The organism is Longispora urticae (assembly GCF_053902585.1).
Genome location: NZ_JAQZSH010000002.1, coordinates 189,200 through 210,191, shown reverse-complemented (window position 1 = coordinate 210,191; position 20,992 = coordinate 189,200). Strand labels below are relative to the sequence as shown.

19 protein-coding genes are annotated in these 20,992 nt (G+C 69.5%); 10 read left to right on the top strand and 9 right to left on the bottom strand.

What is annotated here, in order from left to right; translation table 11 throughout:
* Positions 1-17: 17 nt before the first annotated feature.
* From gyrB to dnaA, 7 genes are all read right to left on the bottom strand, one after another.
* Positions 18-2,018 carry a DNA topoisomerase (ATP-hydrolyzing) subunit B gene (gene gyrB / locus PT931_RS01105; RefSeq protein WP_456243828.1) on the bottom strand — a complete coding sequence of 667 codons (2,001 nt, stop codon included), beginning with the start codon at positions 2,016-2,018 and terminating at the stop codon, positions 18-20.
* A gap of 309 nt (positions 2,019-2,327) precedes the next feature.
* On the bottom strand, positions 2,328-2,780 hold the full coding sequence (locus PT931_RS01100) for a hypothetical protein (RefSeq protein ID WP_456243827.1): 453 nt from the start codon (positions 2,778-2,780) through the stop codon (positions 2,328-2,330).
* Positions 2,781-2,813: 33 nt separating this feature from the next.
* Positions 2,814-3,407 carry a DciA family protein gene (locus PT931_RS01095; RefSeq protein WP_456243826.1) on the bottom strand — a complete coding sequence of 198 codons (594 nt, stop codon included), beginning with the start codon at positions 3,405-3,407 and terminating at the stop codon, positions 2,814-2,816.
* Between the two features lie 50 nt (positions 3,408-3,457).
* A complete protein-coding gene (gene recF / locus PT931_RS01090) occupies positions 3,458-4,588 on the bottom strand; it encodes a DNA replication/repair protein RecF (RefSeq protein ID WP_456243825.1) in 1,131 nt (376 codons plus the stop codon).
* A 2-nt stretch (positions 4,589-4,590) separates the two neighbouring features.
* On the bottom strand, positions 4,591-5,466 hold the full coding sequence (gnd, locus tag PT931_RS01085) for a phosphogluconate dehydrogenase (NAD(+)-dependent, decarboxylating) (protein ID WP_456243824.1): 876 nt from the start codon (positions 5,464-5,466) through the stop codon (positions 4,591-4,593).
* A gap of 33 nt (positions 5,467-5,499) precedes the next feature.
* A complete protein-coding gene (gene dnaN / locus PT931_RS01080) occupies positions 5,500-6,642 on the bottom strand; it encodes a DNA polymerase III subunit beta (protein WP_456243823.1) in 1,143 nt (380 codons plus the stop codon).
* A 499-nt stretch (positions 6,643-7,141) separates the two neighbouring features.
* On the bottom strand, positions 7,142-8,932 hold the full coding sequence (dnaA, locus tag PT931_RS01075) for a chromosomal replication initiator protein DnaA (RefSeq protein WP_456243822.1): 1,791 nt from the start codon (positions 8,930-8,932) through the stop codon (positions 7,142-7,144).
* 254 nt (positions 8,933-9,186) lie between these two features.
* Between dnaA and rpmH the strand changes: the two genes are divergently transcribed.
* From rpmH to PT931_RS01025, 10 genes are all read left to right on the top strand, one after another.
* Complete coding sequence (gene rpmH / locus PT931_RS01070) at positions 9,187-9,324, top strand: 50S ribosomal protein L34 (protein ID WP_363729134.1); 138 nt, start codon at positions 9,187-9,189, stop codon at positions 9,322-9,324.
* 34 nt (positions 9,325-9,358) lie between these two features.
* Entirely contained in the window at positions 9,359-9,742 is a 384-nt protein-coding gene (gene rnpA / locus PT931_RS01065; protein WP_456243909.1) for a ribonuclease P protein component, read from the top strand.
* A gap of 14 nt (positions 9,743-9,756) precedes the next feature.
* Positions 9,757-9,999 (top strand): membrane protein insertion efficiency factor YidD, encoded by a 243-nt coding sequence (gene yidD, locus PT931_RS01060; protein ID WP_363729132.1) that lies wholly within the window; start codon positions 9,757-9,759, stop codon positions 9,997-9,999.
* A complete protein-coding gene (yidC, locus tag PT931_RS01055; protein WP_456243821.1) occupies positions 9,996-10,907 on the top strand; it encodes a membrane protein insertase YidC in 912 nt (303 codons plus the stop codon). The genes yidD and yidC overlap by 4 nt, the downstream gene beginning before the upstream one ends.
* 92 nt (positions 10,908-10,999) lie before the next feature.
* Positions 11,000-11,494 (top strand): Jag family protein, encoded by a 495-nt coding sequence (locus tag PT931_RS01050; RefSeq protein WP_456243908.1) that lies wholly within the window; start codon positions 11,000-11,002, stop codon positions 11,492-11,494.
* 296 nt (positions 11,495-11,790) lie between these two features.
* Complete coding sequence (gene rsmG, locus PT931_RS01045) at positions 11,791-12,459, top strand: 16S rRNA (guanine(527)-N(7))-methyltransferase RsmG (RefSeq protein WP_456243820.1); 669 nt, start codon at positions 11,791-11,793, stop codon at positions 12,457-12,459.
* A 231-nt stretch (positions 12,460-12,690) separates the two neighbouring features.
* Entirely contained in the window at positions 12,691-13,866 is a 1,176-nt protein-coding gene (locus PT931_RS01040; protein ID WP_456243907.1) for a ParA family protein, read from the top strand.
* Positions 13,863-14,975, top strand: a complete 1,113-nt coding sequence (locus PT931_RS01035; RefSeq protein WP_456243819.1) for a ParB/RepB/Spo0J family partition protein — start codon at positions 13,863-13,865, stop codon at positions 14,973-14,975. Before PT931_RS01040 ends, PT931_RS01035 begins: the two co-directional genes overlap by 4 nt.
* 1,086 nt (positions 14,976-16,061) lie before the next feature.
* On the top strand, positions 16,062-16,667 hold the full coding sequence (locus tag PT931_RS01030) for a hypothetical protein (protein ID WP_363729127.1): 606 nt from the start codon (positions 16,062-16,064) through the stop codon (positions 16,665-16,667).
* Positions 16,668-18,360: 1,693 nt separating this feature from the next.
* Entirely contained in the window at positions 18,361-18,756 is a 396-nt protein-coding gene (locus tag PT931_RS01025; protein ID WP_456243818.1) for a YrdB family protein, read from the top strand.
* 467 nt (positions 18,757-19,223) lie between these two features.
* Here PT931_RS01025 and PT931_RS01020 read toward each other — a convergent pair whose 3' ends face one another.
* Together PT931_RS01020 and PT931_RS01015 are read right to left on the bottom strand one after the other, a co-directional pair.
* Positions 19,224-20,426, bottom strand: a complete 1,203-nt coding sequence (locus PT931_RS01020; RefSeq protein ID WP_456243817.1) for a hypothetical protein — start codon at positions 20,424-20,426, stop codon at positions 19,224-19,226.
* A complete protein-coding gene (locus PT931_RS01015) occupies positions 20,423-20,932 on the bottom strand; it encodes a SigE family RNA polymerase sigma factor (protein ID WP_456243816.1) in 510 nt (169 codons plus the stop codon). The genes PT931_RS01020 and PT931_RS01015 overlap by 4 nt, the downstream gene beginning before the upstream one ends.
* Positions 20,933-20,992: the final 60 nt, after the last annotated feature.

Here is a 20,992-nt window from a genome sequence, read left to right as displayed (position 1 = left end):
CTTAGTCGACAGAGCGATCAGATGTCGAGGAACCGGACATCCTTGGCGTTGCGCTGGATGAAGTTCCGGCGCGACTCCACGTCCTCACCCATCAAGACGCTGAACAGCTCGTCGGCGGTTGCGGCGTCGTCCAGAGTGACCTTCAGGAACGTGCGCGTCGCCGGGTTCATCGTGGTCTCCCACAACTCGTGGTGGTTCATCTCGCCCAGACCCTTGTTGCGCTGGATCTCGTCCGGCTTGGCGTTGGGCTTGGACTCCTGGCGCTCCCGGATCAGCGAGTCACGCTGACGGTCCGAGAACGCGTACTGGATGTCGTCGCCCTTCTTGTTCCACCGGATCTTGTACAGCGGCGGCTGCGCGAGGTAGACGTGGCCCAGCTCGACCAGCGGCCGCATGAAGCGGAACAGCAGGGTCAGCAGCAGCGTGTTGATGTGCTGGCCGTCGACGTCGGCGTCGGCCATGAGCACGATCTTGTGGTACCGCAGCTTCTCGGCGTCGAACTCGTCGTGGATCCCGGTGCCCAGGGCGGTGACCAGCGCCTGGACCTCGTTGTTCTTCAGCGCCCGGTCGATCCGCGCCTTCTCGACGTTGAGGATCTTGCCCCGGATCGGCAGGATCGCCTGGATCTTCGGGTCGCGGCCCTGCTTGGCGGAGCCACCGGCCGAGTCACCCTCGACGATGAAGATCTCCGACAGCCGGGGGTCGGTCGACTGGCAGTCGGCGAGCTTGCCGGGCATCGAGCCGGACTCGAGCAGGCTCTTGCGCCGGGCGAGCTTGCGGGCCTGCTGGGCGGCGACCCGGGCCCGGGCGGCCTGCGAGGCCTTCACGATGATGGTCTTGGCCTCGGTCGGGTTCCGCTCGAACCAGTCGACCATCCACTCGTTGCAGGCCTTCTGCACGAAGCTCTTCACCTCGGTGTTGCCGAGCTTCGTCTTCGTCTGGCCCTCGAACTGCGGGTTGGCCAGCTTCACCGAGATGATCGCGGCGAGGCCCTCGCGGATGTCCTCACCGGTGAGCTTCTCGTCGCTCTTGAGGAACTTCTTCTCCGCGCCGTACTTGTTGACGATCGTCGTCAGCGCGGCCCGGAAGCCCTCCTCGTGCGTACCACCCTCGTGGGTGTTGATCGTGTTGGCGAACGTGTACACGCTCTCGCCGTACGACTCGTTCCACTGCATCGCCACTTCGAGCGACATGTTCTCGCCGTCGGCGTCGAACTCGACCAGCGTCTTGTGGATCGGGCTCTTGCTGGCGTTGAGGTGCCGGACGAAGTCGGAGATGCCGTTCTTGTAGCAGAAGACGACCTCGCGCGGCTCCTCGTCGCCCTCGACCCGCTCGTCGCGCAGGACGATGGTGAGGCCGCGGTTCAGGAACGCGTACTCCTGGATCCGGCGGTAGATCGTCTCGAAGTTGTAGACCGTGACCTCGAAGATCTTCGGGTCCGGCTGGAACGTGATCGTCGTACCGGTCGCGGTGGTCGCCTCGCCCTTGACCAGCTCGGTCGACGGCTTGGAGTTGCGGTAGGACTGCCGCCACACGTGGCCGGACTTCTTGATCTCGACCTCGACCTCGGTGGACAGGGCGTTCACCACCGAGATACCGACGCCGTGCAGACCACCGGAGACGGCGTAGGCCTTGCCCTCGAACTTGCCACCCGCGTGCAGCATGGTCAGCGCGACCTCGACACCCGGCTTCTTCAGCTTCGGGTGCATGTCGACCGGGATGCCTCGGCCGTTGTCCACGACCCGGACGCCGCCGGTGGGCAGCAGGGTCACGAGGATCGTGTCGCAGAACCCGGCGAGGGCCTCGTCGACCGAGTTGTCGACGACCTCCCACACGAGGTGGTGCAGGCCCCGCTCACCGGTGGAACCGATGTACATACCGGGCCGCTTGCGGACGGCTTCGAGGCCCTCCAGCGCGGTCAGTGAACTGGCGCTGTAGTCGTCCTGCTGTTGCTTCGGCGCTGCCACCCTTGGTCGCTTTCTCCGCCCCGGTCGGGGGCGGCAGGTCGGCACGGGCACGGCGTCAAGTCAGGGCGCTGGGCACCCCCGACGCCCGTACGCGCGGATCTGATCGGCTGCTTCGCAGTAATCCTACTGCGCCCCACCGACAGAACATGCACCAGACGCCCTCAAGTCGCCGTAGGGCCCGGAACTGACCCAGGTTGGCATCCCCCCACGCGGGCCAGGTTGCTCGGGTCGGAGTCTGCCCAGGGGCCGATAATGACACCCGCGACCCTGCCACTGAGGGTTTTTAGTTATTTAAGAACCCTAAATCCGATTTTGTACGCGTAACCCAGAGCGCGCCGTCAGTCACTCGACGAGCTGGGGTCATTCGCTCGACGAGCTCGACGACGAGGACGAGGAATCCGACGAGGAGGACGATCCGGAGTCCGAGGACGACGAGGACGAACCCGAGTCCGACGACGAGCTGGACGACGAACCCGAGTCCGACCACGAGCCGACATCCTGCGCCGGGCGGTCCTGCCACGAGCCGACATCCGCCGGCTGGGAGGTGTAGTCCACCTGGGGGCTTCCGGGGTTGTACCCCACGGCCGGGTCGTAGTACGGCACGGCGGCCTGGTTCTGGTTCGGGTCACCGTGCGGCGTGGAGCCGTGCTGCGGGTAGAGGGTGTTCAGGTAGCCCGGGGACTGCCGGTACCCGCCCGGCTGGCCGCCGGAGGACTTCTTCGAGGCCGCGACGAGGGCCGCGACCACCGCCCCGAGCGCCGCGACGACGGCGAACAGGATCACGAACAGCACGAGGATGCCGATGACGCTCATAGCGTCCAGGATGTGGCCGGTGTCAAGCCGGCGCTACTCGTACTGGTCGCGCGGCCCCGGCCGGTCCCGTACCCAGCGCGGGCCCTGGTAGCCGCGGCCGGTGCTCGGCCCGTGGATGTTCAGCCGCTTGACGACGTTGTGCCCGATCTCCTTGGCGATCTGGGCGAGCAGCCGGGCCGTCATCAGCCGGAGCTGGGTGGCCCACGCGGTGGACTCCGCCTCGACCGTCAGCTCGCCGTCGTCCAGCTTGACCGGCCGGCAGTGCGCGGCGATGTCCGGGCCGACGACCTTCTCCCAGGAGCCGAAGACCTTGGCCTCGGCGTTCGGCTTCTGCCAGCCCCGATCCTTGATCAGTTTGCCGAGGAGCGCCCCGATCAGTTGCGGGTCGCGGGGGTCGGGGCCAGGACCGCTGTAGCCGCGCTTGCGGCGTTCCAGCGCGCCCGGCGGCTTGCGGGTCGCGCGCCGTTCCGCCGTGCGCTTCTGGGCCGCCTCCAGGGCCGCCCGGGCCAGGTCGGGGCCCCGGAGCGGCTCGCCGGCCGGCTTGGCGGTCGGTGGCGGCGTGGCGGCGGGCTGGCCCGGGGTCACCGGATGCCGGCGTTCGGGCCGGGCCGTCTCGTCAGAGGGCACGACGCACCTCGACGTCCGCGATGTCGCGCCACGCGCGCGGCGAGGACTGGTCACAGCACACGGCGCACCTCCCCGCCGGCCACGTCGTAGCGCGCCCCCTGCAGGGCCGGCGGGACGTCCCCGGCGACCGCGCAGGTCACCAGGGTCTGGCCGGCGCTGGCGACCAGCTCGGCCAGCCGGTCCCGCCGGGAGGTGTCCAGCTCGGCGAACACGTCGTCGAGGGCCAGCACCGGCTCGATGCCCTCCGAGCGGAGCAGTTCGAAGCTCGCCAGGCGCATGCCGAGCGCGTAGGACCAGCACTCGCCGTGGCTCGCATAGCCCTTCACGGGCAGGTCGCCGAGTTGGAGTCTCAGTTCGTCGCGGTGCGGGCCGACCAGGGTCACGCCGCGCTCGATCTCCTGGCTGCGGGCCTGGGCGAGCGCGTCGAGCAGCCGGGCCGTCAGGAGCCCCCGGTCGGAACCCGGAAGATCCTCACCCAGACTCGACTGGTACTCGATGAGCGCGGTGCCCTTGCCCTGGCTCACCGCGTTGTAGGCGTCCTCCACCGGCTGGCGCAACGCCGTGACCAGCTCCAACCGGCCGGCGAGCAGCTCCGCCCCGTGCTGGGCGAGATGGTTGTCCCACACGTCCAGAGTGGACAGGTCCCGCGAGCCGGCCCCGGTCTTCCGCGACAGGTACGCCGTGCGGAGCAACGCGTTGCGCTGCTTGACGACCCGGTCGTAGTCGGCGCGCACCCCCGCGTACCGGGGCTGGCGGGCCACCAGGAGCTCGTCCAGGAAGCCCCGGCGCTCACCCGGGTCCCCCCGTACCAGCGAAAGGTCCTCCGGGGCGAAGAGCACCATCCGCAGGGCGCCGAGGATGTCGCGCGGTCTGCTGGCCGGCGCGCGGTTCAGCCTGGCCCGGTTGGCCTTGCCCGGGACGATCTCCAGCTCGACCAGCAGCTCCCGGCCGTCGTGCACGATCGCGGTGCGCACCACGGCCCGGTCGGACCCGGAGCGGACCAGCGGCGCGTCCGTGGCGACCCGGTGGCTGCCGAGGGTCGCGACGTAGCCGAGCGCCTCGAGCAGGTTGGTCTTGCCCTGGCCGTTGGGGCCGACGAAGACGCTCGGCCCGGCCTCGAGCTCGATCGACAGCTTCTCGTAGCTGCGGAAGTCGACGAGCTCGAGGTGACGGGCGTACACGGTTAGTTCGTCTTGACGGCGTGGCCGCCGAACTGGTTGCGCAGCGCGGCGACGGCCTTCATCGCCGGCGAGTCGTCCTGGCGGGAGGCGAACCGGGCGAACAGCGAGGCGGTGATCACGTGCAGCGGGACGCCGAGCCGGATGGCCTCCTCGACCGTCCAGCGGCCCTCGCCCGAGTCCGCCGCGTAGCCCTTGATCCCGGCCAGCTGCGGGTCCTCCTCCAGCGCGTTGACCAGCAGGTCCAGCAGCCAGGACCGGACGACCGTGCCCTCTTTCCAGGACTTGAAGACCTCCGGCACGTTCGTGACGTGCTCGGAGGCCTCCAGCAGCTCGTAGCCCTCGGCGTAGGCGTGCATCAGCCCGTACTCGATGCCGTTGTGCACCATCTTCGCGTAGTGGCCCGCGCCCACCTTGCCGGCGTGCACGAACCCGTACTCGCCCTCGGGCTTGAGCGAGGAGAAGATCGGCATCAGCCGGGCCACGTCCGCGTCCGCCCCGCCGACCATCAGCGCGTAGCCGTTCTGCAGGCCCCAGACGCCGCCGGAGACGCCAGCGTCCACGTACCCGACGCCCTTGGGCGCCAGGTACGCCGCGTTCGCCTCGTCGTCGGTGAAGCGGGAGTTGCCGCCGTCGATGACGATGTCGCCCTCGCCCAGCAGTTCGCCCAGCTCGACGACCGTGTCGTGGGTCGGGGCGCCGGCCGGGACCATCACCCAGACGGCGCGCGGGGCGGCCAGCTTCTCGACCAGCTCGGCCAGGCTCGCGACGTCGGAGACCTCCGGGTTGCGGTCGTAACCGACCACCTCGTGCCCAGCGCGGCGCAACCGCTCGCGCATGTTGCCGCCCATTTTCCCGAGTCCGACGAGCCCGAGCTGCATGTCCGCCCCTTCCGCGTGGCCTACCCGATGACCCTAGCTGTTCAACCTGATGGGCATCAGCAGGTACCGGTACGCCGCCTTCGCGTCCGCGTCCCCGCTCGCGTCCTCGACCCCCGCCGACAGGACCGCGGGCTTCATCGCGTTGGTGAACGACAGCACCGCCATCGGCGCGTCGAGCACCGACAGGCCGTCGAGCAGGAACTGGTGGTTGAACGCGATCGTCATCGGCTCGCCGGTGTACTCGCAGTCCAGAGCCTCGCTGGCCCGCGCGTCCTCCGTGCCGCCGGCCTCGACGACCAGGCCGTCCTCGCTGAAGCTGAGCCGCACCGGGGTGGACCGCTCGGCGACCAGGGCGACGCGCTTGACGACCTCGACGAGCGAGGAGGCCTTGACCCGGGCCTGCGCGTTGTACGAGTCCGGGAACAGCGACCGCAGCTTCGGGTAGTCCCCGTCGAGCAGCCGGCTGGTGGCCCGACGTCCCTCGCCCGCGAAGCCGATCATGCCCTCGCCCACGCCGTCGGCCGCCAGCGCGATCGTGACGTTGCCGCCGAGCGGGCCGAGGGTCTTGGCGGTGTCCGCGAGCGTGCGGGCCGGGACGAGCGCCTGGAAGCTCGCGCCGGGCTCGCCCGGGTTCCAGGTGAGCTCGCGCAGCGCCAGCCGGAACCGGTCGGTGGTGAGCATCGTGAGCGTCTCGCCCTCGAACTCGAGCCGGACGCCCGTCATCATCGGCAGGGTGTCGTCACGGCCCGCGGCTATGGCCACCTGTGCAACAGCGGCTGCGAAGGCCGCAGCGTCGATCTGACCGGCCGTAGGGGGCATCTCAGGGAGCGTGGGGTAGTCCTCGACGGGCATCGTCGGCAGGGTGAACCGCGCACTGCCGCACGTGAGCTCCAGGTGCGAACCCACGGCGGCGAGGTCGACCGGCTTGTTCGGCAGCGACTTGGTGATCTCGGCGAGCAGTCGACCGGACACCAGCGTCACGCCGTCGGACTCGGCGTTCACCAGGACCCGCACCTGGCTCGACACCTCGTAGTCGAAGCCCGAGACCGTCAGGTGTCCGTCCGCGACCCGCAGCAGCACTCCGGCGAGCACCGGCACCGGCGGTCGGTTCGGCAGGCTCTTGGCCGTCCACGCCACCGCGTCGGCGAACGCGTCTCGCTCCACCCGGAACTTCATGCTGCCCCCTTCATCGAGCTTTGTAGATTGCTTGGCTGCGGTGTCGAGGAGAACGCTTCTCCACAGGTTTCCCCAGCCTGTTATTGATCTTTTCTTTCTTTCTAAGAACTAACAGTCGTAGTAATCGGTCCTGTGGATACTGTGGATAACCGTCGTTTCCGCAGGTGAGCACCGTCGATACCCTGTGGACAACCTGTGGACGCAGCTGTGGGTAACTGCCCTAGTTTTCCACAGGCCCAAAGTTGTCCACATCCTGTCCACAGGCAGAGCCTAGTTATCCACAGGATATCCACAGGGTTTTGCACAAACTGTGGATAACCCCGTCCACAGGGATATCCACAGATCTTGGGCCGTTGTCCACAGGAACAGGACGTTATCCACAGGTCGTCCACAGGTATATCCACAGAGTTATCCACAGGCTGTGGAGGCGCGAATCCGCCTAGATAGGTGATCATGGATGGAGTCGCGGAGTTCGGTGCCCCGCGGAGTGCCGGGGGCATCAGGGAGCCTGGAGCTTGATCCGGTTGGTCAGCTCGGCGATCTGGTTGTACAGCGAACGCCGCTCGGCCATCTGCTGACGGATCTTGCGGTCCGCGTGCATGACCGTCGTGTGGTCCCGTCCGCCGAACGCGGCCCCGATCCGGGGCAGGGAGAGGTCCGTCAGCTCGCGGCACAGGTACATGGCGACCTGGCGGGCGCCGACCAGCAGCCGGGAGCGCGAGTGGCCCCGCAGGTCCTCCATCGTGACCCCGAAGTACTCGGCGGTCTCCTGCATGATCTGGTCCGCCGTGAGCTCCGCCGCCTCGCCGACCGGGATCAGGTCCCGCAGGACCTCCTGGGCCAGCGACAGCTCCACCGACGTGCGGTTCAGGCTCGCGAACGCGGTGACCCGGATCAGGGCGCCCTCCAGCTCGCGGATCGACGAGGAGATCTGGGAGGCGATGAACTCCAGCACCTCCGGCGGCGCGAACAGCCGCTCCTGCGCGGCCTTCTTCTGCAGGATCGCGATCCGGGTCTCCAGGTCCGGCGGCTGGATGTCGGCGAGCAGGCCCCACTCGAAGCGGGTCCGCAGCCGGTCCTCCAGGGTCGCCAGCTGCCGGGGGGACCGGTCGGAGCTGATCACGATCTGCTTGTTCGCGTTGTGCAGCGTGTTGAAGGTGTGGAAGAACTCCTCCTGGGTCCGCTCCCGGTTCTCCAGGAACTGGATGTCGTCGATCAGGAGGATGTCCACGTCGCGGTACCGGCGCTGGAACGCGCTCGTCTTGTCGTCCCGCAGCGAGTTGATGAAGTCGTTGGTGAACTCCTCCGTCGACACGTACCGGACGCTGCGGGCGTTGCCCAGCGTCGTCGCGTAGTGCCCGATGGCGTGCAGGAGGTGGGTCTTGCCCAGCCCGGAGTGCCCGTAGATGAACAGCGGGTTGTACGCCTTCGCCGGTGACTCCGACACCGCCACCGACGCGGCGTGCGCGAACCGGTTGGACGAGCCGATCACGAACGTCTCGAACATGTACTTCGGGTTCAGCCGGGCCAGCCCGCTGTCCGCCTTGGCGTCCCGGCCGGCCGAGCCGCGCCGGACGTAGTCGGCCGGGTGCGGCTGCTCGCCGCGCGCCGGGTCGGTCGCCCGGGCCACGGCCGCCTGGGCGCTGCCCCCGCTGCCGTGCGACAGGCCCTGGGCCTGGGAGGGCAGCGGCGGGGCGACCTCGGCGAACGCGGCGGTGCCGCCCTTGCGTTCGGCCTCCAGCGCGTCGGCGGTCGCGTGGTTGGCGATCACCTGGTCGTACTCGGTCGGGTTCGACAGGCCGGGCAGCGTGAACGTCTGGGTCGACTGCTGGGGCGGCTCGGCCGGCGGGTGCTCGGCCGTCCGGCGGGACCGGCGCGGCCGGGCCGGGGGCTGCTCGGGCTGGGCCTCGAACGGCAGCACCCCGGGCGGGGCGGACGCGGGGGTCCGCTCGCGCTCGACCGGAGGCGGGGTCGGCTGGGGCTGGGGCTGGGCGAGCTGCGGCGCCGGCGCGTCGGTGACGACCGGGTCCGGAGGGCGGACGGTCACGGCGACCTGGATCGGCCGGCCCAGCCTGCGGGACAGCGCGTCGGTGATCGCCGGACGCAGCTTCGTCTCGATCGCGTCGCGGGTGAACGTGTCCGGCACCGAGATCAGCGCCGTGTCCTCCACGAGCGCCCGCAACCGGGTCATCCGGAGATAGGCACGCTGCTGGGGCGAGATCAGTCCGTCGGAGAGCTCTTCGGTCGCCGACGTCCAAACCTTCGCGAGGTCGACCGGATTGTCGGTCACCGCCGCGCCTCCCCCTGGTTGATTGCGTGCTGTGGCGAGTTTTCCACAGGTCCTCAACCCCGCAGGACTCAGGCATGATAGTCACGCCCCTCGCGGCGTGTCCGGGCTTCGTGTGTCGGACGGCACGGCGGCGTAGGTCTACCCTGAAGGGTCGCCGGCGAGACCCTTTGCTAGGGTGGACGACGCGGCGTGTCCGCGTACGTGGACCACCACGAAGACTTATGAGTACCACCTGAGAGTACGGAGACCGTGACGTGAGCAAGCGCACCTTCCAGCCGAACAACCGCCGGCGCGCGAAGACCCACGGGTTCCGGCTTCGCATGCGGACCCGCGCCGGCCGCGCCATCCTCTCGGCGCGTCGCGCCAAGGGTCGCGTCACTCTGTCGGCCTAAGCCGCACAGGCCCGGTCATACGGAGCCGTTGAAAGTGCTGCCTGCCGCATCGAGGCTGCGCCGCCGCATCGACTTCAGCATGACCGTCCGCGGCGGCCGACGTGCGAGCCGGGGCGCCCTCGTGGTGCACCTGGCCGGCACCGCCACCGAGCAGTCGACAACCCGCCCGGAGGGACACACTCCCCGGGCGGGCTTTGTCGTGTCCAAGGCGGTCGGCAACGCGGTGGTACGAAACCGGGTCAAACGCCGTCTTCGGCACCTGATGCGCGACCGGCTCGGGCTCCTCGGCCCGGACGACGCGGTCGTGGTGCGCGCGTTGCCGGCGGCGGCCGACCGTACGTACGCCCAACTGGGTTCCGACCTCGACGAGGCTCTCGCCGCGGCACGGGCCCGGCGGCACCGCGGCGGTGAGCGGTGACACCCGTGGCCCGTGTGCTCTCGTTTCCTATCGTCGCGTACCGTCGATGGGTGAGTCCGGCGCTGCCGGCGCGCTGTCGGTTCCACCCGTCCTGTAGCGCCTACGCTCTAGAGGCGTTGGCCACGCACGGTGCTCTTCGAGGGGCCTGGCTGACGCTCCGGCGGCTGCTGCGCTGCCAACCATTCCACCCCGGCGGTTATGACCCGGTACCCCCGGCGAACCGCCACCCAGGCGACGTGACTGGAGCCGCGACGTGAGTCTCGACTGGATCTACATTGCCATTTCGTGGCTACTTCTGCGCTGGCACGAACTCTGGGACATGATCGTCCCTGACAAGGTCGTCCTCGGCACGAACTGGTCCTGGGTCCTCGCGATCGTCTTCCTCGTGATCACGGTCCGGATCATCCTGTTCCCGCTGTTCGTGAAGCAGATCCGGTCACAGCGGGCGATGCAGGCCATCCAGCCCAAGGTGAAGGAGCTTCAGCTCAAGCACAAGGGCGACAAGGAGACGCTCCAGCGCGAGATGATGGAGCTCTACCGCAAGGAGAAGGCCAACCCGCTCATGGGCTGCCTCCCCCTCGTGCTCCAGATGCCGGTCTTCCTGGGCCTGCTGCACGTCCTGCGCCGCCTGGTGCCGGACGGCACGCACAAGCCGACGCTGTACACCTGGACGGCTGAGCAGTTCGACAAGGCCTCGCACGCCAAGCTGTTCGGCGCTCCCATCGCGGCGAAGTTCCCCGACCAGGGCGGCTTCCTCACCGACATGGGCACCAGCCCGCTGAACATCAAGATCGTCGCCGGGATCCTGATCCTGATGATGATGGCGACCACGTTCCTGACGAGCCGTCAGATGATCCTCAAGACCGGTTGGTCCGAGGACCCGCAGCAGAAGATGATCCAGCGCCTGATGCTGTACGGCATCCCGTTCACGCTGTTGATCTCGGGTTACCTCTTCCCCATCGGCGTCATCATCTACTGGGTCACCACGAACCTGTTCTCGCTGGGCCAGCAGTTCTGGGTGCTGAAGAAGTACCCGCCGCCGCCCGCCGCGGTCAAGATCGGCGAGAAGTCCAAGGACGTGGACGCCGCCGCCAAGCTGACCGTCGAGGCTCCGAAGCCCGGTGTGAAGCCCGCCAACCAGAAGAAGCGCGGCGCCCGGCGCTAGGCGCCCCAAGACCATTGGCGCCTCGACGCCGGAGCTAGGAGAGAACAACAGTGACCGACACGAGCACCCCGCAGGCCGAGACCGACGACGTCGTGGTGGCCGAGAAGCCGGTTCGGGCTCAGGCTGACGCGGAGACCCTGTTCCGGGAGAGCGAGATCGCCGCCGACTACCTGGAGGGTCTGCTCGACATCCTCGACTACGACGGCGACATCGACGAGGTCGTCCAGAACGGCCGTCCGCTGGTCGAGATCGTCGGCGAGGACCTCGACGGGCTGGTCGGCCCGCGCGGCGCCACCCTGGAGGCGCTCCAGGAACTGGCCCGCCTCGCGGTGTACGCGCAGACCGGCCACCCCAGCCGCCTCCTCGTCGACGTCGGCGGTTTCCGCGACGGCCGGCGCAAGGAGCTCGGCGCGCTCGCCAAGACCGCCGGCGAGCGGGTCCTGAAGGACGGCGAGGCGGTGACGCTGGAGCCGATGAGCGCGTTCGAACGCAAGTGCGTGCACGACGTGATCACGGCCATGGACGGGGTCCGCAGCGAGTCCGAGGGCGCCGAGCCGGCCCGTCGCGTCGTCGTGCTGCCGGAGTGACCGCTTCCTCGTCGGGTTCCGAGAACTTCCCGGGTTCCGGGGCGTTGTCCGACTCCGCGGACCCGTCGGGTCCGGGGCCGAACCCCGGCACCGGGGCCGCTCCGGGTTCCGGGTCGCTGTCCGGCACTGAGCCCGGCTCCGGGCAGTCTTCCGGTGCCGGGGCCGTTCCGGGTTCGTCTTCGGACCGAGAGACTACGGCGGGCTCCGTGCCGGCCACCGGCGCTCCATCAGCGGGCGACCCGGGGTCGGCGACCACCTCGCCGCGACCGGATGCGTCCGACCCGGCGGCTGACCCCGTGCCCGGCCCGCCGCCGACCGCCGCGCGCAAGGTCTTCGGCGACCAGCTCGACGCCGCGATCGCGTACGCGGAGCTGCTCGCGACCGAGGGCGTCGTCCGGGGGCTCATCGGGCCCCGGGAGGCCCCGAGGATCTGGGACCGGCACCTGCTCAACTGCGCCGTCGTGGCCGAACTGATCCCGTTAGGCGCGTCTGTCGTGGATGTCGGTTCTGGGGCTGGATTGCCCGGTATCGTCCTAGCTGTGGCCCGACCGGATCTGCAGGTGACCCTGGTGGAGCCGCTCGCGCGTCGTACCGCGTTCCTGGACGAGGTCGTCGACCAGCTGGACCTGACCGGGGTCACGGTGGTCCGGGGCCGCGCCGAGGAGCTGGTGGGTCGCCTGGCACCCGCCGACATCGTCACCGCCCGCGCGGTCGCGCCGCTCGACCGGCTCGCCGGTTGGTGCCTGCCGCTGGCGGCGGTCGGTGGTCGGATGCTGGCGATGAAGGGTTCGACGGCTGCCGAGGAGATCGCTGAGCACCGCAATGTGATGCTCAGGCTTGGCGGTGGACAGGCACGGGTACTGAGTTGCGGCGCCGGACTGATCGACCCCGAGACGACAGTGGTCGAGGTGGTCCGGGAGCGCGTGATCTCGCAGGGAGGAAGCCGGCGCAGCCGAGGCCGGTAGCTACGCATAGGGGGGCTGATGGCGGGGGGCCGGAAGCGAGTCAGTGCGTTGGGGTGGCTGCGCAGTGCGGTCACGGGCAGGCTGAGCCAGTCGATCGAGAACGCGACGACTGATGACGTTCAGGTGCGTACGGGGCGGATGACGCGAGGCGTGGCGAGGCCTGAGGTGTCGGTTCCACGACCCCAGGTGCCCGGGGTGTTCGGGCCGCGCCCCGACCCCGACAAAGTACCCATATTGGAGCTCGTTTCTTCGGTTGAGACGGATTCCGCCGAGGGCGCTGATGACGACAGGGGCTCCGCCCCCGTAGGCTTGCCGGGCGCCCCCCGATCGGGCGGAGACGCAGTGCCGGCACCGGTCGGCGCGGACTCCCCCGGACACGCCGGAGATTCGGAGTCGACGGCGGCTCAGGGTGCCGAATCCAGCGGAGTGGACACGGTGCAGGACGACAGCTACGGCGATGTTTCACGTGAAACGAGCGACATCCCCCACCCCCGGCTCGGCGATGTTTCACGTGAAACACGTGCCGCCGACATAGATGAAGATCTTCCGCTCGCACAAGAGGCGAAGCGGGCCGTCCAGGTGCTCAACCCTGGTGGCGGGGCCCAACTCCCCCGCCCGACCCGGCGGCGCATCATGGCTGTCGCGAACCAGAAGGGCGGGGTGGGTAAGACCACCACCACGGTTAACATCGCCGTGTCACTCGCTCTGCACGGCAACCGGGTGCTGGTCATCGACCTGGACCCGCAGGGCAACGCGTCCACCGGGCTCGGCGTCGACCACCACGCCGGTGTACCGAGCATCTACGAGTCGCTGATCGACAACGTGCCGTTGCACGAGGTGGTCGCGCGGGTCGAGGGCATCCCGAACCTGGTCTGCGCCCCCGCGACGATCGACCTGGCCGGTGCGGAGATCGAGCTGGTCAGCGTCGTGGCCCGCGAGTCGCGACTGAAGCGCGCCATCGAGGCGTACCCGGAAGAGTTGGACTATGTCCTGATCGACTGCCCGCCGTCGCTCGGCCTGCTCACGGTCAACGCGCTCGTGGCCGCGGAAGAGGTCATGATCCCGATCCAGTGTGAGTACTACGCGCTGGAGGGCCTCGGCCAGCTCATCCGCAACATCGACCTGGTCCAGGCGCACCTGAACCCGAAGATCGAGGTCTCCACCATCCTGCTGACCATGTACGACCGCCGCACCCGGCTGGCCGACCAGGTCGAGCAGGAGGTCCGCAGCTACTTCACCGACAAGGTCCTCCAGGCTGTCATCCCCCGGAATGTCCGGGTTTCGGAGGCTCCCAGCTATGGTCAATCGGTGATGACGTACGACCCGGGCTCCCGCGGAGCCACCAGCTACTTCGAAGCGGCGCAGGAGATCGCGCAGCGCGGCGCGAAACTCGGAGGCGGCGCATGAAGACCAACCGACGGGGCGGTCTCGGCCGTGGACTCGGCGCGCTGATCCCGTCGGGGCCCGCTGCCCCGGAGGTTGCTCCGGAGGCCCCAGCGGCCCCCGTGGCCCCGGTGGCGTCTGTGCCGACTCAGGCTGTGCCGGCGTCGGTTCCGGTGGCTGAGGCGGCTTCTCCGGCTGTTGTGGCTCCGGCCCCGGCCCCGGCCTCGGCTCCGGCCCCAGCTCCGGCCTCGGTCGCTGGCTCGGAATCGGCTCCGGTTCCGGCTTCGGGGGTCGAGGAGTCGGCCGGGGACGAGCTCGCGCCCGTGCCCGGTGCCCGGTTCCGCGAGCTGCCGATCGACTCGATCGTGCCCAACACCAAGCAGCCCCGGCAGATCTTCGACGAGGACGCGCTCGAGGAGTTGAAGGCGTCCATCCGCGAGGTCGGGTTCCTCCAGCCGATCGTGGTGCGGGAGACGGCCCCGGGTAAGTACGAGCTGATCATGGGTGAGCGCCGGTGGCGGTCCGCCCAGGCGATCGGGCTCACCGCGATCCCGGCCATCATCCGGGAGACCGCCGACGACGCGATGCTCCGCGACGCGCTCCTGGAGAACATCCACCGGGCGAACCTGAACCCCCTGGAAGAGGGCGCGGCCTACCAGCAGCTGCTGGAGGAGTTCGGGGCCACGCACGAGGAGCTGTCCCGGCGGATCGGCCGCAGCCGGCCCCAGATCACCAACACCATCCGGCTCCTGAACCTGCCGGCCGGGGTGCAGCGCCGGGTCGCGGCCGGGGTGCTCTCGGCCGGGCACGCCCGGGCGCTCCTGGGCCTGGACAGTGCCGAGGCCCAGGAGGCGCTCGCGCTGCGGATCGTGGCCGAGGGGCTGTCGGTGCGGGTGACCGAGGAACTGGTGTCGCTCGGCGCGCCGGAGACCCGGAAGGCCCCGGCGGCGCGGCGGCCCAAGGCACACGCGCCGGCGTTGGGCGAGTTGGCGGAGAAGCTGTGCGACCGGTTCGACACCAAGGTGCGGGTCGATCTGGGCAAGCGCAAAGGCAAGATCACGATCGAGTTCGCGACCGTGGATGATCTGGAGCGGATCGTCGGCGTGATCGGGTTGGACCGCCCGGAAGAATAGATCAAATTTGTTGGGTACTGAGCCCCGGGCGCCTTCTGGTGTCCGGGGCTCTTCCGTGCCGGGGTGGGCTGGCGGGATCGGTTGCCGGGGCGCGCTCCGGTGGTGTGGGCGGTGGAGGCCGTGTGTTGGGAGGTGGGGCTGGCAGCGGTGGAGGCCGTGCGTCGGCAGGTGGGGCCGTCGGCGGCGGCCGGGGTTTTGCTGCATTGGCTGCGGACGTGGGGCCGTCAGCGGTGGGCGCGGCGGGGCTACGGGGGGCTGAAGGGGTATGTCAAAGGAGTCGACATGACTGTCGCCAGGACGTGGGCACGGGTAACCCGGATCGCGCTGGCGCCGGGGGCGGCCTTTGGGTGCGGACCGGTTCGGGCGGGCGCTGGGCGTCCTTGAGTTGGTTGGGAAGGCGCCGGGTTGCCGCCGGTTGCCGCCGAGGTGTTGCCGGTGTGGATCTGGGTTGGGCGTGGGTCGTTGCCGATCGGGCTCCGGGACGCTCTTGGTGCGGTGCGGTGCGGTGCGGTGCGGTGCGGTGCGGTGCGGTGCGGTGCGGTGCGGTGCGGTGCGGTGCGGTGCGGCGCCGACGCCGACGCCGGCGGCGTCTGGTTCGGGTCGGCTGTGGGGCGGTGTCGGTCTCGGATTGAGGCGTCGTCGGTTCGTCTTTGCGGAACGGCGAGACAGTCACCCGTCGGCCGGCGCCGGTTCCTCCTCCGGGTCGCGTCGGCGTGGCCGAGGGTCGTTGCCAGTCCGGCTCGGGGCCTCTGTGCGTCGTGCTCGCGTGGCCTCGAGGGCGTCCGCGGATCGTGCTCGCGTCGCCTCGGGTCGACTTCGGATCGTCGCCGGACTTGCCCCGGGGCTTCGCTGGTTCGGGTCCGGTGGATTCGCGGGACGAGCGCACTCCGAAATTCGCGAGAATCCCCTGTGGAATCGACAGATATCGCTGAATCGTCGAGCCTCCACTGAGATATGACAATTACTATCAAACTAGGGCCTATTTTTGCCCTATCCCCTAACCCTCGGGACTGACGTCACGGTGACGATACTGTTCGTCGCACCTGCGGTGTGTCCATCCTGGCGCGACTCGGATAAGGTCCGATTGTGGCCGACGACACCCCAGCTGTGCCCCACGACAGAGAACTTCCGGACTTCGTTTCCTGGCCGACGTTTCCCTTCGAGGGCGAGTTCAAGATTCGCGCCCTTGATCCACCGGTCGAGCTTGAGCCCGATCGGGAAGGCGAGGATCCCAGCACCTGCACCGCATGCAAACGTACCGACGAGGACTACATCTGGGTCGACGAGCGCTGGCGACTCCGGGCGCTCGGGCCGACCGGCCTGCCCATGGTGCTGATGCTCGAAACCCGGTCGCACCTCGACCTCGGCGATCTGCCCAACCTCCTGGCCACCGAGATGGGCGTCCTCACCGTCCGCCTCGAACGGGCCATCCGCTGCCTCGACGGGGTCGCCCGCGTTCACGTGAACCGCTGGGGCGACGGCTCCGCGCACCTGCACCTCTGGTTCCTGGCCCGCCCGTACGGGCAACTCCAACTGCGGGGGACGTTCCTCTCGCTCTGGGATGACGTACTTCCTCCGGTCGCGGAACGGCCGTGGTTGGAGAACCTGGCGTTCGTCGCGGCGTACCTTGCCGAGCATGGCGGGCGGGCCGTGATGGCGCCGCCGCCGATTGACTGGGGTGCCTCGGAGTAGAGGTCCGCTGTTGAGTGTCCTGTTTGAAGGAGCCATGTTTCACGTGAAACATGGCTCCTTTCGTTGTACGGGCGGAAGGTGCGATCGGCAGTTGCCCGCCATCTCTCGACCCACGCGGCCCCGGGTGAGGCGGCCGTGTGCGCCAAGAGTTGTGCGCCCGCGCCACCACTCGGTCCTTTGCCAACAGGCACGGAGCTCTGTCGCGGCTGGGCAATGTGTGGCCTCAGACTTCCCCGCGCGACCCACGGCGGGCATGCTCACTCGGGAGTCGGGAGTCGGGAGTCGGGAGTCGGGAGTCGGGAGTCGGGAGTCGGCTGGCAATCGGCGGAAGGTGGGGTGGCGCCGGTCTGGTGGGCTGTCGTTGTTTCACGTGAAACAACGGCCGTGGGCACGGCGGTGGCTCGTGTTTCACGTGAAACATTGGCGTTCCCACCCCACACGTGGTTTGTTCCCCGGAGACCGGAGACCGGAGACCGGAGACCGGAGACCGGAGACCGGAGACCGGAGACCGGAGACCGGAGACCGGAGACCGGAGACCGGAGACCGGAGACTCCCCGCTTCCACTACCTGCCCGCTGGGAAGCCGCCCGCGCCAGTGGCATCCTCGGCGCCAACGCCAACGCCAACGCCAACGCCAACGCCAACGCCAACGCCAACGCCAACGCGATTGCCGGTGTCGTGCAGTGCACCAGCGGCAGTGGTTCAGCCGACGAGGTCGTCTGGGTGGGTTGCTTGATGGAGGTCGTCCGGTGCGCGGCCCGTCCTCAGCGGCGCGCTTACGGTCTGGTCTTCGCGGTTGTGGTGGCACGGCGGCGGGATGCTGGGAGGAGCCATGCGGACAGGTCGGCTGCCATGGGGCGCAGCCTCAATTCCACCGCGAAAGGCCGCGGTGATGTCGGCGGTGAGTTCTGTGGTGAAGTACATGCCTTGCGCTGGGTGCGATGGTGCGGCGGGATGACCTGGCGGCGCACGGCACTGGCGGGGTGCGCCCTGGGGTGGTGCGCACTGGGTAGCCCGCCCCTGTCGATCGGACTCCCCCGTGCGACGGGCGAGGACGAGGCGTGTTTCACGTGAAACATCGTGTCGGGCGCCGGGTGTGGATCTGTTCCTCGTCGAATCCCCGTTAGGCCGTCGGCACGATCATCGGCGGCCTCGTCCGAACATCGCCACCGAACTGGGGACCAGCCCGGCTTCCAGGAGATGCTCGAACGCACCCGCGTCAGCTGGTCGCCGCGATACGGACCCGCACCGCGACCTTCAGATGAATCCCCGAGGTCCGAGCCGGCGTCGACGCCTGGGGCCGAACACTCCACCAAGACGTTGGTTCCGTTACCCCCTCCCCCTTCGGCCCAATATCCGCGCCGGGCCATTCGAGTTCAGCCGAGCCGAGCCGAGTGAGCAGGCCGAGCCGGGCCAAGCCGAGCCGGACCAAGCCGGGCCGGACCAAGCCGAGAGTCGGACCAAGCCGAGCTGAGGTGAGAAGGCCGGGTAGGGCAGGGCCGGGTCGAGCAGGTCGGGCCGGGCAGGCAGTCCGAGTCGAGCATCTGAGGTGAGCCATCTGCAGATGCTGACTTGATGTTTCACGTGAAACACCGACCTCGATTGCAGGAGGGCGGGCGGCTGTGGGGGGCGGACGATTGGTCAGCCATTCCAGGCGGTCCCGTTGGGGGTGTACGTCGGCTACAGTCCGGCTGATGATCAACTCTTCGGTTGCCGGGGCGTCGACTCCCGCGTGGAACCTGGCGCTCCGCCTGTGCCTGGAACTCGCCGCCCTCGTCGGGTTCGGTTGGGCGGGCTGGCATCTCGCGGACGGCGCCCTCGCCCTGGTCCTCGCGATCGTCGGGCCACTGGCAGGGGCGACGTTGTGGGGCGTCTTCGCGGTACCCGGGGATCCGAGTCGGAGTGGGAAGGCGCCGGTGCCGGTACCCGGAATCGTGCGGCTCTTGATTGAACTGCTCGTCCTGTTCGGCGGGGCGGTGGCCTTCGTGCTCGCGGGCGCGCCGCTGGTCGGCTGGGTACTCGTCGGGCTGAACGTTCTGCACATGGCGTTCGCGATCCCCCGCCTGCGCTGGCTGGTGCGGCAGCGCTAGCCCCTGGACTCTGCGGGGAACCAGAGTGACGGTCGGTCGTAGGGGCGTCGGCCCAACAGGTCCGCCGGTCCCTGCGGGAATGTCGGCCCGTGCGGGTCTGTCGACTCGCGAGAATCCCCTGGGAGCGTCACCCCTGGACTGCGGCCCGTGAAGGCTCGCCGCCCAGGCCGAGATCGCCCGACCCGCTGGACCCGCCCTTGCGGAACAGCCGCCGATCGGAACCGCCGGCCCACCCGGAAGGGCGGACCGGCGGTTCGCATGGGAGGGGCTGTCCGAGTCAGGCCCGCTCGCTCGGGGCCACCGGCTGGTCAAGTCAGACCCGCTTGGGCGGCTGGTTGTCCGAGCCAGACCCGCCGGCCCAGGGCGACCGGCTGGCCGAACCAGGCCCGCCCGGGCGACCGACTGGCCGGGCCAGCCACGCCCGGACGAGTCGGCCGCCCAGCCGCCCAGCCACCCAAGGGGTACCCCTAGCTGGCCGTGACTTTGAACTTCGCTTCCGAGGTACTCCCCGGCCGCGGCCCCTCCGGATCCTCCCCGTCCTCCGCCACCCCGTGGACATACGTCTCGGCCCCCGCCGGATCCACGCTCCCGCTGCCGGTGCTGAACCCGTAGGTGAACGTCCGGGTCTCCCCCGGCTGGAGCTTGCCGATGACGCACTTCGCGCCGACCCGGTCCGGCCCGCTCGGGTAGGGGGTGCACCCGTCCCAGCCGCTTCCGGACCGGAGGACGAATCCCGGGGCCCAGATGGACAGCGTGGTCCCCCAGGCCGGCCCTGCCCCGTCGTTGTGCACGGTGACCTTCAGGGTGCCGGTCCGCTGCCCGCCGGTCAGGGGTCCGAACTGGAGGTCGGTCGTCGTGACGGTCAGCCGGGAGAAGTTCGGGTTCTTGGCGAAGCTGGTCGGGCCGGCGTGCTGGGCGAACTTCTGGCCGTCCCAGCGGTAGGTGCGGAACTGGTGCTGGGAGTACTGCGCCGAGTCCTGGTCCGTGAGGCCGGTGAAGTCTCCGACCTCGGCCTGGATGTCGCCCTCGTCGCTGACTTTCAGGTCGAAGATCGTGGAGAGTTCGGTTGTCGTCTGGAGCCGCGCCGGGCCGACGATCCGCCCGATGGTGCGCACCCCACCGGACGGGCCGGCCTCGAACGCGACGAGTTGTGACATGGGGTTCTGCCCGGTGCGGCACCGGATCACCGCGACGGTGTCCAGTGTGCCGTCGTGGTTGACGTCGCCGGTGACGACCTTGCCCAGGACGATGTGCCGGGTCGGGCCGCTGGCCGCGCCGGGGGCCACGCCGTCGGTCAGGGTCTTCGTGCCCTGGCAGTGTGGGGACGTGTCGCCGGGCCAGGCCGGGATGTCCAGGGTGGAGTTCGCGAGGTCGATCGCGGTGCCGGTCGGGCTGGGGCGCGCCGACAGGGATGCGGCCGGCGTGGGGGTGTCCGTGGTCTGCGGTGCCGCCGGGCTCGGGCTGTCGGCGGGGGTGACGGTCTGGGAGGTCGGGGTCAGGGCCAGCGCGGAGCCGGCGATCACGCCGACGACGGTCAGGGCGACGCTGCCGGCGAGGGCGCTTCGCTGCCAGGCGAGCTTGCGGGAGGTGGCGAGTACCCGGCTGTGCAGGTCGACCGGGGTGACGTCTTCGGCGAGGGCGGTGAGTCGGGCGGGCAGGTCGTCGTTCATCGGACGTCTCCGTTGGCGAGGGCGAGCTCGGGTGCGACCGTCCGGAGCCGGGCGAGGGCCTTGGCGGTCTGTGACTTGACGGTGCCGAGGGCGACGCCGAGGAGTTCGGCGGTCTCGGCCTCGGTGTGGTCCTCGAAGAACCGCAGGACGAGGACGGCACGCTGCTTGTCCGTGAGCTTGAGCAGCGCCTGCTGGAGCGTGATCTTGAGCGTCGCGGCCGTCGTGGTGTCGGCGCCGCCCCGGTCGGGCAGGTCGCCGGGCATGGACTCGGCGACCCGGCGCTTGCGCCACCAGCTGACCTGGAGGTGGTACATCACCTTGCGGGTGTACGCCTCGGCGTTGCCCACCTCGTGCAGCCGCTTCCAGGACCGGTGGGTACGGGCCAGGGCGCTCTGGACGAGGTCCTCGGCGAGGTGCTGATCGCCGGTGAGAAGGTACGCCGAGCGGAGGAGTGCCGGGGTTCGAGTTCGCACGAAACTGTCGAACTCGTCGGCGATGGATGGCACGTGGTCGCTCCGGGGAGAGGGGTTCAGCGTCGGACACTGGGCTAGACGTCGCCCTCGGAT